This window comes from Pseudomonas sp. Leaf129 (assembly GCF_001423465.1).
Lineage (GTDB): Bacteria > Pseudomonadota > Gammaproteobacteria > Pseudomonadales > Pseudomonadaceae > Aquipseudomonas > Aquipseudomonas coleopterorum.
Genome location: NZ_LMOC01000001.1, coordinates 851,987 through 867,087, shown reverse-complemented (window position 1 = coordinate 867,087; position 15,101 = coordinate 851,987). Strand labels below are relative to the sequence as shown.

Here is a 15,101-nt window from a genome sequence, read left to right as displayed (position 1 = left end):
CTCTGGCCATAGTGATGAGGTGAAAAGTAGCTCATGAACGATAAGACGCTGACACAAGGTGATCCCTGGCATGCGTTGCGTGCACTGACACCGGCGCGCATCGCCCTGGGGCGAGCTGGCACCAGCCTGCCCAGCAGTGCCCAATTGGACTTTCAGTACGCCCACGCACAAGCCCGCGATGCGGTTCACCTGCCGTTCGACCAGGCCGCGCTGGTACAGGCCCGTCCCGAGAGCCTGAGCCTGCACAGCGCGGCGGGTGATCGACATGTCTATCTGCAGCGGCCGGACCTGGGGCGGCGCCTGGACGAGGCGTCGCTGCACACCTTGCGTACTTATGCCGACGAGCATGCGACCGGTTTCGACCTGGCAATGGTGATCGCCGATGGTCTCTCCGCGTTGGCGGTGCATCGGCATGCGCTACCCATGCTCGAGCGCATCGAGCGGATTGCCGCTGACGAGGGCTGGAGCCTGGCGCCGATCTGCCTGGTGCAGCAAGGCCGGGTGGCGGTGGCCGATGAAGTGGCTCAGGCGTTGCGCGCGCGCATGGTGGTGTTGCTGATTGGTGAGCGCCCGGGCCTGAGCTCGCCCGACAGCCTGGGGCTGTATTTCACCTATGCACCGCGGGTGGGGTTGAACGATGCTGCGCGCAATTGCATTTCCAATGTGCGTCTCGAAGGCCTGAGCTACGCCACGGCCGCGCACAAGTTGCACTACCTGATGCGCGAAGCACACAAGCGCCAGCTGTCGGGTGTACATCTGAAGGATGAAGCGCTGGTACCTGAAATCGACAACGACACCCCCCAGCGCCCCGGCAATTTCCTGCTCCACGATCCCGCGTAGCAGCACCCCCTGTGGGAGTGGGTTGTATCAGAAATACCGCAGAACGCACTCGTGATGCCTGTGGGAGCGGGTTCTACCCGCGAATGGTTCGGCGCGGTAGATGGACAAGACCGGGTTGTATCAGAAATACCGCATAGACCGCCGACGCGGCTTGCGCCGCTGCTACGGGGGGGGGCGCAGCTGGTTATTGGCCCTGGCGCATTTTGTCGATATGAATCCAGAGGTTTTCATCCTCGTAGGATTCGATCACCAAGTTGGCGCCGGCGGATCTCAAAGTCTGCGGCGATTGGCTGGTCGACAACGCGACGGTGAACAGACCGGCGGCCACTGCGGCCGTCACCCCTGGCACCGAGTCCTCGAAAGCGATGCCAGCCTCGGCCCGGGCACCCAAACGTTGCAAACCGGTCAGGTAGGGCAGTGGATCGGGTTTGGCGCGCTCCAGCTCTTCGGCGACCACCACCTGCGGCAGGCGCTCGGCCAGGCCCAGGGCGTCGAGCATGTGCTCGGCATTGGCGCGCGGAGCGTTGGTCACCACGACCATGCCCAGGCCTTCGCGCTCGGCGTGGTCGAGCAGGCGCAGCAGCCCGGCGATGGGCGTCAGTTGCGGGGCGAGGTCGCGAAAGCGTGCTTCCTTGCGATCGGCAAAGGCTTCATGCTCGGCCACCGAGCGATCCGGGAACAGGTACTGGCACATGTCGGCGTTGGCCCGGCCACTGGCGTGCAACTGGAACTCTTCATGGGTGAAGTCGCGGCCTTCCTCGGCCAGCAATTGCTGGACGGCAAGCAGGTGCAGGGCGTCGGTTTCGGTCAGAGTGCCATCGAGGTCGAACAGCAGGGCTTCAAGCATGAATCGTCCATTCCATCCCAGGGTTTACCGCAGTGTAGCAGCGTCGTCCGGCATTCCGATGCTAACCGCGTGTTACTGGGCGAATGGGGCTTGGCAATTATTTAGTGCGATGTTATTTTGCCACCACCTAAAGAGCCGCTTTTTGATGGCTACTCCCTCAGTAAATACCCTCTGAACAACTGGCCAGTCTCTCGCAGGAAGCTCGAGCCTGTCATTCGCGGGAAAGTGTGATGTCGGATAGTGTCCATGCCGCTGCTCAGGCGTTCGTCTCGAGCGATCGGCTTACCTTGTTGCCTGATCGCCGGCAGTTCCTCACTGACCTGGGGCACCTGTTGCTCCAGCACCCGGATGAGTCGCGCTACCTGGTGCTGATCGATGCCATGGACACCGCCTGGGCCCACGACATGACCTTGGCCTTGGGCATGGTCCCATTCGAGAACCTGCTGTGCTGCATTGCACGCCGTCTTGTGCGCCTGCGGGCAGGTCAGGGGAGGGTGTATCACATCGGTCGCAAGCGCTTTGCCTTTGTGCTGGACGCGCAGCAAAGTGACGTTAGTGGCTACCTCGACATTCTCGTGCACGCCTTGCGTTGCACCACCCAGATCGAAGGCATGCCGGTTCGCCCCAGCGTCCGCGCGGGCGTCGCGCCCTTCTTGATCAACTTCGAAGCAGTCCGCGATGCCCTGCGCAAGGCCATGTACGCCGCTGAACTGGCCCTGCTCGCAGGTCAGCCGTGGGCTTGGTACGACCCGGTGCGGGACAACGCTTATCGCCGGTCTTTCAAATTGGCTTCCGACGTTACCCAGGCGATGCGTGAAGGTCAGTTGCGCCTGGTGTTCCAGCCACGCTTCGCGCTGCACGAGGGTGAGCAGGTCAGCGCCGAAGCTCTGCTGCGGTGGGAGCATCCAAGGCTGGGCCTGGTCTTGCCCGACGAATTCATTCCCGTGCTGGAAAGGAACGCCCTGATTCACAGCGTGACGCGCTGGGTGATCGACGCAGCATTGGCCAAGCTCGCCCAGTGGCCGGTTACCCTTCTGACCCGGCTTTCGGTGAACCTGTCGGCGCTGGATTTCGACGGCCACGACATCACCCAGGTCATCAGCAATGCCTGTCGTACCCACGGCATCGACCCGGAACGTCTGGAGGTCGAGATCACTGAAGGTGAGTGGTTGCGTACCAATCCACAGGTACTCAGCCAGCTGTCGGCCATCCGTGACCTGGGGGTGGATGTGGCGATCGATGATTTCGGTACCGGCTACAGCAATTTTTCCTACTTGCACGAAATCCCGGCCAACGTGGTGAAGCTGGACAAGTCGATGATCACCGGCCTGGAACACAGCCCTCGGCATCAACTGATCGTCCAGGCAGTGCTGGAACTGGCCCGCAAACTGGGCTACCGAACGGTTGCCGAGGGGGTCGAAACCTTCAAGTGCATGCAGGTGATCCGTGCCTTGGGCTGCGATGAAGCCCAGGGCTTCTATTTCGCCCGGCCCATGGTCGAACAGGAATTCCTGGGCTGGAGCGGCGCTTCGCGATTTCCATTGCGCAAATTGCTGGTGCCCACGCCGGAGTGATCGAGACCGTTCGCACCCTCGATGGCATGAAGTGAAAATAGACGCTTTACTGTTCATGCATACAGTAGTAAAAATGCACCCATGAACAGATCACTCCCACTCACCGAAGTTTTTTCCCCACGCTGCCTGACCATGAGGGCAGGGCAGTGATGGGCGCCGTGGTCAGCCTGGAAGGGCTGATCGACCAACGCCGCATCTGGCGCGGTCGCCAGGAGTCCAGCCCCAGCGGCGTGCAGCCGACCGGGCATGCCGGCCTCGACGCCGTGCTGCCCAGCGGGGGTTGGCCACCGGCAGCGCTCAGTGAAATCCTGCTGGCCGCCAACGGCTGTGGCGAATTGCAGTTGCTCTGGCCGACCTTGGCGCGTTTGAGCCAGGCCGGTGAACGAATCGTGTTGATAGCGCCCCCGTTCATTCCCTACCCACATGCCTGGATGGCGGCCGGTGTGCGCCTGCAACACCTGAGCGTGCTGCAAGCCCAAGGTCGGGATGCCTTGTGGGCTGCCGAGCAGTGTTTGCGTTCCGGCAGTTGCGCAGCCGTGCTCTGCTGGCCGCAGAACCCCGACGACAAGGCCTTGCGACGCCTGCAGGTAGCCGCCGAAACCGGCGAAACCCTGGCCTTTGCCTTGCGCGGGCAGCAGGCGGCGCACAACCCGTCGCCTGCTGCCCTGCGGCTGTCGCTGCAGGGGGCTGCCGGGCAAGTGCAGATTCTCAAATGTCGCGGCGGGATACCCCCTGCGATGCCCGTCACCTTCGTCAGTTACGCTTGAGATTGCCATGCTGTGGGCCTGCATTCTGCTGCCGCAACTGGCCCTCGATGCCGTGCTGCGCCAGCGCGACGATCCGCAGCAGCCGCTAGTCCTGGTCACCGGCCCGGTGCAGCGGCGAGTGCTGCAGGCGGTGAACCCGGCGGCGCGGGCCCTGGGTCTCAAACCGGGGCAGTCGCTGACCGCCGCCTACATGCTCAGCCGCGATTTTGCCACCGCGCCCTACGACCCGGCACAGATCGAGCACTGGCAAGGTTTTCTGGCGGCGTGGGCCTATCGGTTCAGCTCCCAGGTCAGCGTGCACTATCCACGTGTGTTGCTACTGGAAGTGCAATCGACCATGGGCCTGTTCGGGCCATGGCCGCAATTCCAAGCGCGCTTGCGCGATGAACTGAACGCCCTGGGTTTCCGCCATCGCATCACCCTGGCGCCCAATCCGGCCGCGGCACGGATGCTGGCCAATGCTTATGACGGTTTCGGCGTCGAAGACCCGGATGCCTTGGTCGATGCCCTTCAGCGCCTGCCGGTGGAACGGGTGGGGCTGGCTGCCGACGACGCCACGGCGCTCAAGCGCATGGGCATGCGTCACCTGGGTGAGGTCTTGTCCTTGCCCAGGGCACAACTGGCCAGGCGATTCCCAGCCCAGGTGCTCAGCCATCTCGACACACTCCTGGGGCATCGCCCCCTGGCGCTGGAATTCTTCATTCCTGCGGACGTATTCGACCAACGCATCGAGCTCAATTTCGATGTGGAGTCGAACCAGGCCCTGCTGTTTCCCCTGCGACGGCTGATCAACGACCTGGCGGTGTACCTGGCGGGGCGGGACGTGGGGGTGCAGCGCTTTACCCTGCACCTCAAGCATGCGGACGGCGAAGACACCCGGGTCGAGGTGGGCCTGCTCGCCGCCGAGCGGGACGCGGCCCTCCTGTTCGAGCTGGCCCGCGGTCGCTTCGAGCATCTGCAGGTGCCACGGCCCGTGCAGGTCGTACGGTTGAGCGCGCTCGACCTGCCGCGCTTCGTGCCCGCCTGCAAGGAGCTGTTCGATCAGCGGCCGCAACAGACGCAGCCCTGGGAGCAGTTGCGCGAACGCTTGCGCGCACGCCTGGGCGACGATGCCCTGCAGGATCTGCGCGCTCATGCCGACCATCGTCCCGAGCGGGCCTGGCGCAACGATGGTCCTTGGCTGCCGGCCTCACTGGACCTCAGTGCACAGCGACCCGGATGGTTGCTGGAACAGGCCGAACCCTTGCCTGCCCATGGCTTGCGCGTGCTGGCCGGGCCTGAGCGCATCGAATCGGGTTGGTGGGACGGTGGCGATGTGCGCCGTGATTACTATCTGGTCGAAACCTCGACAGGCCGGCGCGGTTGGGCCTACCGCTCGGTGGGCGATGACACGGCGCTGCTGTTGCAAGGCTGGTTCGCATGAGCCAGGGCTACGCCGAGTTGCACTGCCTCTCCAACTTCAGCTTCCAGCGCGGCGCTTCCAGTGCCCAGGAGCTGTTCGCCAAGGCGGCGGCCTTGGGTTATGAAGCGTTGGCGATCACTGACGAGTGCACCCTGGCCGGTATCGTGCGTGCCTGGCAAGCAGCCCAGGCTCACGGGATGACGCTGATCGTGGGCAGTGAGATGCGCATCGAAAACGGGCCCAAGCTGGTGTTGCTGGCGCAGGATCTGGGCGGTTATCAAGCCCTGTGTCGCTTGATTACCCTGGCCCGCCGACGTGCCGACAAAGGCCGGTATCGTCTGCTGCGCGAGGACCTCGACGAGGTCGAACGCGAAGGACTGCTGGCGTTGTGGATAGCCGATGAGCCTCATGAACTGGCTCACGGTCATTGGCTCAAGGGACGTTTTGCCGGCCGCCTGTGGCTGGCCGTGCAATTGCACTGCGGCGCGGATGATCAGCGACGCCTGCGCGGCTTGCTCCATCTGGCAGCGACGCTGGGCCTGCCAGCGGTGGCCTGCGGCGACGTGCACATGCACGCCCGTGGGCGGCGCGCCTTGCAGGACACGATGACCGCGATCCGCCATCACGTACCCGTGGCCGAGGCCGGGCATGTGTTGTTCGCCAACGGCGAGCGGCATCTGCGCGGGTTGCCGCAACTGATCGATCTCTATCCGGCAGCGCTCCTCGAGGAAACCCTGCACATAGCCCGGCGCTGCCATTTCGATCTGGGCCAGTTGCGGTATCAGTATCCCCATGAATTGGTGCCCCAGGGCCATGACGCAGGCTCCTGGCTGCGCCATCTGAGCGCCGAGGGTGCGCGCTGGCGTTGGCCATCGGGGGTGACCGCCGAGGTTCAGGCCCTGCTCGACAAGGAACTGCAACTGATCATCGAACTGGGCTATGAAAGCTACTTCCTGACTGTGCATGACATCGTGCGGTTTGCTCGCGAGCGGCACATCCTTTGCCAGGGGCGCGGCTCGGCGGCCAACTCGGTGGTCTGTTTCGCCCTGGGCATCACCGAGCTGGACCCGCGCGACACGCACATGCTCTTCGAGCGCTTCATCTCCGAGGAACGCAACGAGCCGCCGGACATCGACGTCGATTTCGAGCACGAGCGGCGCGAGGAAGTCCTGCAGTACGTTTTTCGTCGCTACGGTCGCGACCGCGCCGCGCTGACCGCCGTCGCCAGCAGTTACCGTGGCCCCGGCGCGGTACGCGACGTTGCCCGGGCGCTGGGCCTGCCACCGGACCAGATCACCGCACTGGCCGATTGCTTCGGCCGCTGGAGCGACCACCTGCCCCCGGTCGAGCGGTTGGTCGAGGCCGGATTCGACATCGACAGCCCGGTGCTCAAGCGGGTCATGGCACTGACCGAACAACTGATCGGTTTCCCTCGTCACCTGTCCCAGCATCCCGGCGGCTTCGTGATTTCCGAGCACCCTTTGCACACCCTGGTGCCGGTCGAGAACGCCGCCATGGCCGAGCGTACGGTGATCCAGTGGGACAAGGATGACCTGGATGCCGTGGGCCTGTTGAAGGTCGACATCCTGGCGCTGGGCATGCTCAGCGCGATTCGCCGCTGTTTCGATCTGGTGCGCGGCTACCGGGGCCGCGATCTGACCCTTTCGACCTTGCCCAAGGAGTGCCCGCAGACCTACGCCATGATCAGCCGGGCCGACACCATCGGCGTCTTCCAGATCGAATCACGCGCCCAGATGGCGATGCTCCCGCGCCTGCAACCGCGCACGTTCTACGATCTGGTCATCGAGGTGGCCATCGTCCGACCGGGGCCCATCGTCGGCGACATGGTTCACCCGTACCTGCGTCGGCGCAATGGTCAGGAGAAGGTCAGTTACCCCTCTGAAGCCCTCAAAAAGGTTTTCGAGCGGACATTGGGCGTGCCCCTGTTCCAGGAACAGGTAATGGAACTGGCCATCGTCGCGGCGGGCTACACCCCCGGCGAGGCCGACCAACTGCGGCGCTCCATGGCCGCCTGGAAACGCCATGGCGGGTTGGAACCCCACCAGATCCGGCTCACCGAAGGCATGCTGAAAAACGGTTACACCCGTGAGTTCGCCGAACGCATCTTCGAGCAGATCAAGGGCTTTGGCAGCTACGGCTTTCCCGAATCCCATGCGGCCAGCTTCGCCCTGTTGACCTATGCCAGTTGCTGGCTCAAATGCCATGAACCTGCGGCCTTTGCCTGCGCCTTGATCAACAGCTGGCCAATGGGCTTCTACAGTCCCGACCAGATCCTGCAGGATGCACGTCGCCATCATCTGCAGATCCTGGCCGTGGACGTCTGCCACAGCGACTGGGACTGCAGCCTGCAACCCCGCGCCGCCGGACAACCCGCTGTGCGCCTGGGGTTGCGCATGGTCAAGGGTCTGCGCGAAGAGGCCGGGCGTGCGGTGCAGCAGGCTCGCCTGGCCGGGCCGTTTCTGGACGTGACCGATCTGGCCCGTCGCTGTGGGCTGGACAACCGCGCCCTGGAACAGCTGGCCGACGCCAACGCCTTGCTTGGCCTGGTGGGTCACCGCCACCAGGCGCGCTGGGACGTGGCCAGTGTCGAGCAGCAGTTGCCCCTGTTTGCCGATGTACCGACTGCTCGCGAGGCCAGCGTGGCCTTGCCAGTGCCCAGTGTCGGCGAAGATCTGTATGCCGACTACGCCAGCCTCGGCACCACCCTGGGCCCACACCCGCTGGCCATGCTCCGCGAGCGCCTGCAGGGGTTGCGTTGCCGCAGCTCCCAGGATCTGCAGAGCCTGGCCCACGGTCGTCCGGTCACCGTGGCGGGGTTGGTCACGGGCCGCCAGCGACCGTCGACCGCTACCGGGGTGACCTTCGTTACCCTGGAAGACGAGTTCGGCATGATCAACGTGGTGGTCTGGCGTGACCTGGCCGAGCGTCAGCGGCGCGTGCTGGTGGGGTCGCAGATGATGCAGGTCAAGGGTCGCTTCGAGCACAAGGACGGCGTGCGCCATGTCATTGCCGGCCACATGGCCGATGTCAGTGCCATGCTCCACGGGCTGGATATCCGCAGCCGAGATTTCCGCTAGCCAGGCTGCGCGGGGCAGGCAAATGCAGTATTGTTGTGTCCATTCGTAAAAGCCTGTGCTGTTCAGGCGATCGCCAAAGGGTAGAGGGTGTCATGGGTCACGAAAGCATCAACTGGGACAAACTGGGTTTCGACTACATCAAGACCGATCTGCGCTACCTGTCGCACTGGCGCGACGGTGAATGGGATCAGGGTAACCTGACCGAAGACAATGTGTTGCACATCAGCGAAGGCTCCACCGCACTTCACTATGGGCAGCAGTGCTTCGAGGGCCTCAAGGCCTACCGTTGCAAGGATGGTTCGATCAACCTGTTCCGCCCCGACCAGAACGCTCTGCGCATGCAGCGCAGCTGTGGTCGCCTGTTGATGCCGCAAGTCCCCACCGAGGTGTTCATCGAAGCCTGCCGCAAAGTGGTCGCGGCCAACGAGCGCTTCATTCCGCCCTATGGTTCCGGCGGCGCCCTGTACCTGCGTCCTTTCGTGATCGGCGTGGGTGACAACATCGGCGTGCGCACCGCACCCGAGTTCATCTTCTCGATCTTCTGTATTCCGGTCGGCCCTTACTTCAAGGGTGGCATGAAGCCGCATAATTTCGTCATCTCCGGCTACGACCGCGCTGCGCCCAATGGCACTGGTGCCGCCAAGGTCGGTGGCAACTACGCTGCCAGCCTGATGCCGGGCTCCAACGCAAAGAAAGCCAACTTCGCCGACTGCATCTACCTGGATCCACAGACCCATACCAAGATCGAGGAGGTGGGCTCGGCAAACTTCTTCGCGATCACCCAGAACGACGAGTTCGTGACCCCGAAATCGCCGTCGGTACTGCCCGGCATCACCCGTCTGTCGCTGATCGAACTGGCGCAATCGCGCCTGGGCCTGAAAGTCATCGAAGGTGATGTCCTGATCGATCAGCTCGACCAGTTCAAGGAAGCCGGTGCTTGCGGCACCGCGGCGGTGATCACCCCGATCGGGGGTATCGAATACAAGGACAAGCTGCACGTGTTCTACAGCCAGGAAGAAGTGGGGCCGTTCACCCAGCGCCTGTACAAGGAATTGACCGGCATTCAGGCCGGCGACGTGGAAGCACCCGAGGGTTGGATCGTCAAGGTCTGAACCTTCAGGGCAAGCCGGCAGTGGGTGGCCGGCTTGCCCTTGATCCCGCCGCCGCTCGCTCGAGCGGCAACGGCTTCTCTATCCACCCGCATCGATGCGGTCACAATCCTGGATTCATCCCAACAGACGTGTTTGGAACGGAACGCGCTCGTACTCTGTACGCGCTTTTTCCATGGCCTGTACTTCGCGTCGCTTGTCTGCCCGTATCAGTCCGACAAAGACGATAGCCGCGAGAACGGACAGTGCGCACCAGCCCAGCAGAAAGGTAATCATGGGTCTCTCCTGTTGATCGCCCGCGCAGGGAGAATCCCCTGCCAATCCTATATCGGCCTGATGGCACAATGCTTTATACCGAATGTCGGATCAGGTCAGCGGGCGCCTTCAGGGAAATCCGCGACGGATGCAACGATAACCTTCCGTCGTACTCTCAATGTAGGACACTTTTCGAGGGCAAGTAACGATGACGACGCCGGACAAGGACTACATCCAATGGCTGGTCGACCAGTCCATGCTGCACACGGCCAAACAGCGCGCCAAGCTGTACGCCGGACAGGCACGGCTGTGGCAGCGACCCTACGCCCAGGCCAGACCTCGGGACGCCTCTGCCATTGCTTCGGTGTGGTTCACTGCCTACCCAGCTTCCATCGTGACGCGCGAAGAGGGCTCGGTGTTGCAGGCCCTGGGTGACGAAACCTTGTGGCATGCGCTGTCCGAGATCGGTATTCAGGGCATTCACAACGGCCCGTTGAAGCTGTCCGGTGGCCTGCGCGGACGTGAACGCACGCCCAGCGTGGACGGCAATTTCGACCGCATGAGCTTCGACATCGACCCTGAACTGGGCACCGAAGCCGACATGATCCAGCTCAGCCGCATGGCCGCCGCGCACAATGCCGTGGTCATCGACGATGCGATCCCGTCGCACACGGGTAAAGGCGCGGATTTTCGTCTGGCCGAAATGGCCCATGCGGACTATCCGGGTCTCTATCACATGGTCGAGATCAAGGAGGAGGACTGGGGGCTGTTGCCTGAAGTGCCGGCCGGTCGCGATGCGGTCAACCTGACCCCGGAAGTCTGCGACATCCTCAAGGACAAGCACTACATCGTTGGCCAGTTGCAGCGGGTGATCTTCTTCGAGCCGGGTGTCAAGGAAACCGACTGGAGCGCCACCCCAGTGGTGGTCGGCGTGGACGGCAAGCCGCGGCGTTGGGTGTACCTGCACTACTTCAAGGAAGGTCAGCCCTCACTCAACTGGCTGGACCCGACTTTCGCCGCGCAGCAGATGATCATTGGCGATGCCCTGCATTCCATCGACGTGATGGGCGCGCGCATCCTGCGCCTGGACGCCAACGGTTTCCTGGGCGTCGAGCGGCGTGCCGAAGGCCCGGCCTGGTCCGAAAGTCATCCGCTGTCGGTCAATGGCAACCAATTGCTCGGCGGTGCCATTCGCAAGGCCGGGGGTTTCAGCTTTCAGGAGCTGAACCTGACCATCGACGATATCGCCTCCATGTCCCACGGCGGCGCAGACCTGTCCTACGATTTCATCACTCGTCCGGCCTATCAACACGCGCTGCTGCTGGGCAACACCGAGTTCCTGCGGCTGATGCTGCGGCAAGTGCACGCGTTCGGCATCGACCCGGCTTCGCTGATTCACGCCTTGCAGAATCACGACGAGTTGACCCTGGAGCTGGTGCATTTCTGGACCCTGCACGCTCATGATACCTACCTGTACCAAGGCCAGACCTTCCCCGGCAACATCCTGCGCGAGCACATTCGCGAAGAGATGTACGAGCGCCTGGCCGGTGAGCACGCGCCTTACAACCTCAAGTTCGTGACCAACGGGGTTTCCTGCACCACTGCCAGCATCATCACGGCGGCGCTGGGCATTCGTGACCTGGAAGCGATCACCGAGCAGGACATCAAGCAGATCCAGCACATTCACTTGCTGCTGGTGATGTACAACGCCATGCAGCCTGGCGTGTTCGCCCTGTCGGGCTGGGACCTGGTCGGCGCACTGACTCTGCCGGCCGAAGAAGTGGCGCATCTGATGGAAGACGGTGACACGCGCTGGATCCATCGTGGCGCGTACGACCTGGTAGGCCTTGATCCAACCGCAGAGTTCTCCGCCGGAAACATGCCGCGTCCGAAGACCTTGTACGGCAATCTGGTCGACCAGTTGCAGCGTCCAGACAGCTTTGCCTCGCAGTTGAAGAAGATTCTGGCGGTGCGACGTGCCTACGACATTGCAGCCAGCAAGCAGATTCTGATCCCGGACGTGCAGCATCCCGGGCTGTTGCTGATGGTGCATGAACTGCCAGCGGGCAAGGGCACGCAGATCACTGCGCTGAACTTCAGCAACGAGCCGATCATTGAGACCTTGCATCTGCCAGGCATCGCGGCAGGTCCGGTGGTGGACATCATCAACGAGCGGGTCGAGGGCGATCTGACCGAAGACGGTGAATTCACCATCACTCTGGACCCGTATGAGGGCCTGGCCCTGCGTGTGGTGAGTGCCTCGCCAATCTGATGGTTTGCAGGCGCCGATGCGTACACCGCATCGGCGTCCGGAAAGCAAATCTCGGAAAGCACTGAGGGGAGCCTAGGCTCCCCTCAAGGTTTTTTCTGCATGCTCTGTTTTTATTATTGAGGGGCGACCTGTTGTTGTAGTTGTCGGTCGTGACCCGTACCGCGTGTTGTGCGATTCCCATGCGGGATCAAGAGCAAACGTATTTTTTTGAGCGCTGATCTGCTTTCATCATCGATCCAACCAGTGGGTAGCTACTGAACGTAGTTTTATTGTTCTCTACCTGGCTGCGGGGCAAGCCCCTGAAAAGCCCATCTTCTTCAAAAAAATCTGTTAGCTACGTCTCTGTCGCGTTTGTTCTTGTTATGTCAGAGTCGTTTCGTCTTGTTGTTATTGGTTTGTCGCGTTGTTGTTATTGTTGTACGTAAGTTATAGCAGGGTGCGTGCCAACTTTTTAAATTCCTTTATAATCAGAGGCTTAGGATTTCTGCGCAAGCGTGGTGCGACAGAGTGACGCAGATTTGTTCCCATGTTACCCGCTTCGCGTTCCCCATCGGCAGGACCGGTAACACTTTGTGTCTGGATCGCGCACAGGTGACACCCTGACGGCTATGGGTAGATCCACACTTCCACCCGACGATTCTTGATTCGCCCCTCATCGACCTCATTGGTCGCCACCGGCAGTTGCGCACCCAGGCCCTGGATGTCGCGCAACACCACGCCGGCCTTGACCAGCTCCCGGCGCACCGCCATGGCTCTGAGCCGAGACAGCAACACGGCGCGGGCGGGATCGTCCTTCGCATCGCCAAAACCCACCAGCGTGGTTTTTTTCTGCAGCAAACCATGACGGCCAAGGTAGTCCTGCACCCGAACCACATCGGCCAATGCTTTGTTATCCAGCGTGGCGCTGCCCTCGGCGAAGCGAAAGCTGACTGACAGGCGCAGGCCGTCACGGGCCAGTTGCCGGTAGAGCAGGGGCATGTCGGGCGAAGTCGGGACGCTCATGGCCTTTACCGTTTGCGCCACGAAGCCCTGGCTGGCGACGATGGCTTGGCCCGCTTCGCTCTGGGCGAAGGCGATCAGCGCGTTGGCCCAGGGCGAAGGGCGTGTGGGCACGCTGTACAGGTAGAGCCGTCGACTCAGCGGATAGTCCTGGGTTGCGATCAAGCTGACCGTAGGCGCCATGGGCTGGCTGGCGCCGTCGACGATCGCCAGCGCTCGGGCCTTGCGCACCGAGGCCAGGCCGATGAAACCGATGGCTTGGCGATCGGCACTGACCCGATCCGACAGCTGCTCGCTGGATTCCAGCCTCAGCGCGTGGCTGCTCAGTCGGCTGCCATAAGGGCTCAACACTTGGTCGCGGAAAGTTTCCCACGTGCCCGAGCGGTCGTCCCGTGCCAGTACATGGATCGGTCCACGGCCACCGAGCACGCGCCAGTCGTCGATCTCACCACTGAACACCTGGGCAAGCTGCTGCGTTGTCAGTTGTCGAAGGGGATTGTCCGGATGAACGATGACCACCACGCCATCGATGGCGATCACGTGTTCGGCGGCGAAACTGGTCAGATCACCGAGAGGCGCCAGTCGGGCACGTTCCAGGTCACTGATCGGTCTGGATGAAGCGGCCAGATCTGCCTGGCCGCCCAGCAGGCCGTCGAAGCCGGTGCTGGAACCGTGGGCGGCGATGGCAAAGCGCAGCGGTGAGCCATTCGGCTCGCGCGCGGTGATGAGTTGCTCGCCCGAAGCAAGGGTGAACGTCTGGATATCCTGCAGGCCGCGGTCTTCGAGCAGGCCGCGCACCAAGGCCGGGAGCAGCGCCGCACCGAGGGTATTGGAGCCCTGGATGCGCAGCGTATCCGGGCCGGCGAGGGCGCCGCTGCACAGGCTCAGGATGCACAGCATGAAAAACAGACGGCGCATGGCGGACTACCGGGTCGGGAAGCCTCGCAGATTAAGTCAGTCATGTTGCAGAGCGATGACGGCTGCTATTGCTGTGCGCGTGGTTCGCGGCCGATGACCGCTCCTACAGAAGCATCTGACTCACACCTTGCGCTTGACCGAAATCGACGATGCCGCGCTGATCACCAGATCGGCATAGCGCTTGGTATCGCGCTCCGGGACCCAGCGCGAGCGAGAGACCGCCAGGTTCACCGCGCCGATCCCGCGGCCGTTGCCATCGACGATGGCCGCCGCGGTGGAAACATCGCCGTAGAAGAACTGGTCTTCGGTGTGCGCATAGCGACGCTGGCGGATCTGCTCGATGCTGGCCCAGATCTGCCCGCGATCGGTGATGGTGGCGGGTGTGTGCTGGACGAACTGGCTGCGGTCGAAGATATCGTTCACTTCATCGTCACTGTAGGTCGCCAGCAACGCCTGACCGGGCGCGGTGCACCAGGCCGGCAGACGGGTGCCGATGATGACGCTGGCGTTGAACACGTGCCGGCTGACGATGCGTTGCACGTAGACGATGTCGGTGCCGTCGAGCACCGTCAGGTTGGTCGCCTCTTCGGTGTCCGCGCTCAATTGTTGCAGATAGGGTGCGGCGCGGGTCACCAGTTCGCTGGACGTCAGGTAGTGATAGGTGAAATCCAGCAGCCGCGGCGACAGCTCGTACTTCTTGCTGCTGTCCTTGTTCAGGTAACCCAAGGTCGCCAGGGTGTGGGTGAAGCGCTGGGCAGCGCTGAGGTCCATGCCGGTCAGTGCGGCGATATCGGACAACGACAACTGGCGCTGGCTGCCGTCGAAGGCCATGAGCACTTTCATGGCCTTGTCGACGGACTGCACGTAGAGCGAGGAAGCCGTGGGGTCGGCAGGTGGGGTCTTCGGGGTACGGGCCATGAACGCAACACAGTGGTGAAAAAACCGATTATCCGGCAGATGCCCGGCACTTTCTATCGCTATTCACTAGAACGTTACTGCGCAGGTCGGGCCTGGTCCTGC

Annotated in this window: 11 protein-coding genes; 7 read left to right on the top strand and 4 right to left on the bottom strand. The window is 62.7% G+C overall.

The features are described 5' to 3' along the window. Positions 1 to 33: 33 nt before the first annotated feature. A complete protein-coding gene (gene eutC / locus ASF66_RS03825) occupies positions 34 to 840 on the top strand; it encodes an ethanolamine ammonia-lyase subunit EutC (protein ID WP_056842795.1) in 807 nt (268 codons plus the stop codon). Positions 841 to 1,024: 184 nt separating this feature from the next. Here the strand turns inward: eutC and ASF66_RS03820 are convergent, their stop codons facing one another. Then, positions 1,025 to 1,687 carry an HAD family hydrolase gene (locus tag ASF66_RS03820; protein ID WP_056842794.1) on the bottom strand — a complete coding sequence of 221 codons (663 nt, stop codon included), beginning with the start codon at positions 1,685 to 1,687 and terminating at the stop codon, positions 1,025 to 1,027. A 230-nt stretch (positions 1,688 to 1,917) separates the two neighbouring features. On the opposite strand from ASF66_RS03820, the gene ASF66_RS03815 reads away from it, so the two are divergent. The 5 genes from ASF66_RS03815 to ASF66_RS03795 all read left to right on the top strand — a co-directional run bounded on the left by ASF66_RS03815 (position 1,918) and on the right by ASF66_RS03795 (position 9,640). Continuing rightward, the gene (locus tag ASF66_RS03815; protein WP_056842793.1) at positions 1,918 to 3,261 is read left to right on the top strand and encodes a putative bifunctional diguanylate cyclase/phosphodiesterase; all 1,344 of its coding nucleotides are present in this window, start codon (positions 1,918 to 1,920) and stop codon (positions 3,259 to 3,261) included. A gap of 149 nt (positions 3,262 to 3,410) precedes the next feature. Continuing rightward, complete coding sequence (gene imuA, locus ASF66_RS03810) at positions 3,411 to 4,028, top strand: translesion DNA synthesis-associated protein ImuA (protein WP_056842792.1); 618 nt, start codon at positions 3,411 to 3,413, stop codon at positions 4,026 to 4,028. A gap of 7 nt (positions 4,029 to 4,035) precedes the next feature. Further along, positions 4,036 to 5,451 carry a Y-family DNA polymerase gene (locus ASF66_RS03805; protein ID WP_056842791.1) on the top strand — a complete coding sequence of 472 codons (1,416 nt, stop codon included), beginning with the start codon at positions 4,036 to 4,038 and terminating at the stop codon, positions 5,449 to 5,451. Beyond that, a complete protein-coding gene (locus tag ASF66_RS03800) occupies positions 5,448 to 8,528 on the top strand; it encodes an error-prone DNA polymerase (RefSeq protein WP_056842790.1) in 3,081 nt (1,026 codons plus the stop codon). The genes ASF66_RS03805 and ASF66_RS03800 overlap by 4 nt, the downstream gene beginning before the upstream one ends. Before the next feature lie 92 nt (positions 8,529 to 8,620). After that, positions 8,621 to 9,640 carry a branched-chain amino acid aminotransferase gene (locus ASF66_RS03795; protein ID WP_056842789.1) on the top strand — a complete coding sequence of 340 codons (1,020 nt, stop codon included), beginning with the start codon at positions 8,621 to 8,623 and terminating at the stop codon, positions 9,638 to 9,640. A 114-nt stretch (positions 9,641 to 9,754) separates the two neighbouring features. Here ASF66_RS03795 and ASF66_RS22410 read toward each other — a convergent pair whose 3' ends face one another. Then, a complete protein-coding gene (locus tag ASF66_RS22410; protein ID WP_156463121.1) occupies positions 9,755 to 9,913 on the bottom strand; it encodes a hypothetical protein in 159 nt (52 codons plus the stop codon). 187 nt (positions 9,914 to 10,100) lie between these two features. On the opposite strand from ASF66_RS22410, the gene treS reads away from it, so the two are divergent. Further along, positions 10,101 to 12,164: a maltose alpha-D-glucosyltransferase gene (gene treS / locus ASF66_RS03790; RefSeq protein ID WP_056842788.1), complete on the top strand. Its 2,064-nt coding sequence runs from the start codon at positions 10,101 to 10,103 to the stop codon at positions 12,162 to 12,164. A 606-nt stretch (positions 12,165 to 12,770) separates the two neighbouring features. Here the strand turns inward: treS and ASF66_RS03785 are convergent. Both ASF66_RS03785 and ASF66_RS03780 read right to left on the bottom strand, forming a co-directional pair. Further along, positions 12,771 to 14,081, bottom strand: coding sequence for a substrate-binding domain-containing protein (locus tag ASF66_RS03785; RefSeq protein ID WP_056842787.1), 1,311 nt, complete (start codon positions 14,079 to 14,081; stop codon positions 12,771 to 12,773). 120 nt (positions 14,082 to 14,201) lie between these two features. Next, the gene (locus ASF66_RS03780; RefSeq protein ID WP_201782759.1) at positions 14,202 to 14,999 is read right to left on the bottom strand and encodes an IclR family transcriptional regulator; all 798 of its coding nucleotides are present in this window, start codon (positions 14,997 to 14,999) and stop codon (positions 14,202 to 14,204) included. Positions 15,000 to 15,101: the final 102 nt, after the last annotated feature.